Here is a 1,978-nt window from a genome sequence, read left to right as displayed (position 1 = left end):
GTTAACCCCCATCCATCGCCCTGAAGGGCGAGGATTTTCCGTCTGGGGTGGCCTCGGTAGGTTCGGGGCCACCCCTCCGGGTGGGTTCCTGGTTCCTTCCGCCCCTTTCAGGGTGGAGTTGTGCGCGTGCCTCCTGATTGCCGACCAGGCCGGGCTTACCGCGCTCCGCAGGCTTTTACCTCGACCGTCGCCGGTCTCGGGCCCCAGGTTCTGGGGTGGGTTGTGCAGTCTGACGGGCTCGCCTGATACGGCGGCCCTCGTATTGGATGTTCTTCGCGGCGTTCCAGTCCCGGTCATGGGTGGTGCCGCAGGTCGGCTCCTGGCAGGTCCAGGTGCGGAGGTGGAGCGGCTTGGGGCCGTCGCGGTGTCCGCAGGTGGAGCACAGTTGTGAGCTGGGGAAGTCCCGTTCGACCTTGGTGAAGGTGCGCCCGTACCGGGTGGCCTTGTATTCCAGTATCGCGAGGAACTGGGACCATCCGGCGTCGTGCACACTCTTGGAGTGCAGGCCACGGGCCAGGGCTCGTACCGACAGCGTTTCGACCGTGATGGCTTGGTTTTCGCGTATCAGCTTGGTCGAAAGCTGGTGGTGAAAGTCCCGGCGCGTGTCGGCAACCTGCGCGTGTGCGCGGGCGACCTTGAGGCGCTGCTTCTCCCTGTTCTTACTGCCCTTCGTCTTACGGCTGAGGCGGCGCTGTTCCCTCTTGAGTTTGGTCTCGGCCCGGCGCAGGAAGCGAGGGGACCGGACCCGGCTGCCGTCCGCGAGGATCGCGAAGTGCGTCAGACCGAGGTCTATGCCCTGGTCGTTGTCGAGCGGCGGCAGGATCTCCTCGCCGGGGTCGGTGTCCACCACGAAGCTGACGAAGTACCGCCCCGATGCGTCCTTGATGACCGTCACCGAGGACGGGGCGGAGGGAAGATCCCGCGTCCACGTCAGCTCCAGGTCTCCGACCTTCGGCAGGCGTACTCCCCGGCCCGGAAGGACCTTGAAGCGGGAGTTCGCGGTGAAGCGTGCGGCCTGCCGGTTGTCCTTCTTCGACTTCATGCGCGGGGGCTGCACGAACGGTCCGGGCCGCTTGCCCTGCTTGGAGTCCTCGTGCGCCGTCCACGCCTTGTCCAGGTCCCGAAGGATCTGCTGGAGCACCGGGGCCGGACAGTCGGACAGCCAGTACCGCTCGTCGGTCTTCTTCGCCTCGGTGACCAACTCTTTGCCGAGCTGCTGGTTCTTCGGCACCGCCTGATACGGGCCGTGCCGAAGGCGCTGCCTCGGGTTCCCGAGCCGCTTGTTCGACTCCTTCACCGGACGCTGCACGGCGAGAGCATCGTTCCAGACCACGCGGGCACAGCCGAAGATCCGGGCGAGCGCGATGCGCTGACCCGGCTTCGGATAGGCCCGGTAGTTGTAACGAAGCTGCATGCCGATCGCCCTACTATACTTGGTTTATGGCTGAGTATCAGAAGATTCGCGCTGGTCGGCACTGCGCGTTCGTGATGCATGCGCACTTGGTATTCGTGACGAAGTTCCGGCACAAGGTGTTCGCCGACCGGCACCTGAAGCGCATGGAGGAGATCATGCGGGACGTGTGCGCCGACTTCGAGACCGAGCTGGTCGAGTTCAACGGCGAGTCCAACCACGCGCATCTGCTCGTGAACTTCCCGCCCAAGGTTGCCGTCTCAAAGCTGGTCAACAGCTTGAAGGGCGTCAGCTCCCGCCGGATGCGCCAGGAGTCCCCCGACCTCGTACAGCACTACTACCGGTCCAACAAACTGTGGTCCGGCTCGTACTTCGCCGGATCGGTCGGCGGGGCGCCGATCTCGATAGTCCGGCAGTACATCGAGCAGCAGAACCGCCCGGCCTGACCATCGCCGTGGGCGCGGGTCACCAGGGCAGATCCGTGCCCACAGCCGAGGTAAGAGCGGGCTGAAGATTCGCTTCACCCCCGCCCTGAAGGACGGAGCACTGCGAATGATCCCGGTAGCC

General features: G+C 65.2%; 2 protein-coding genes. One reads left to right on the top strand and one right to left on the bottom strand.

Annotated features, from left to right (window positions below; genetic code table 11):
• Nucleotides 1-175: 175 nt before the first annotated feature.
• Complete coding sequence (locus G5C65_RS36330) at nucleotides 176-1,414, bottom strand: RNA-guided endonuclease InsQ/TnpB family protein (RefSeq protein WP_165303314.1); 1,239 nt, start codon at nucleotides 1,412-1,414, stop codon at nucleotides 176-178.
• Between the two features lie 26 nt (nucleotides 1,415-1,440).
• On the opposite strand from G5C65_RS36330, the gene tnpA reads away from it, so the two are divergent.
• On the top strand, nucleotides 1,441-1,857 hold the full coding sequence (gene tnpA / locus G5C65_RS36325; protein WP_165303313.1) for an IS200/IS605 family transposase: 417 nt from the start codon (nucleotides 1,441-1,443) through the stop codon (nucleotides 1,855-1,857).
• Nucleotides 1,858-1,978 lie beyond the last annotated feature (121 nt).

This window comes from Streptomyces boncukensis, assembly GCF_011045075.1.
Taxonomy (GTDB): Bacteria; Actinomycetota; Actinomycetes; order Streptomycetales; family Streptomycetaceae; genus Streptomyces; species Streptomyces boncukensis.
The sequence above is the reverse complement of the archived record's forward strand: the minus strand, read 5'-3'. Positions and strand labels throughout refer to the sequence as shown.

Excerpts from the sequence above, each read along its gene's own strand:
- G5C65_RS36330 (WP_165303314.1), bottom strand. The coding sequence starts at position 1,414 with ATGCAGCTTCGTTACAACTACCGGGCCTATCCGAAGCCGGGTCAGCGC.
- tnpA (WP_165303313.1), top strand. The coding sequence starts at position 1,441 with ATGGCTGAGTATCAGAAGATTCGCGCTGGTCGGCACTGCGCGTTCGTG.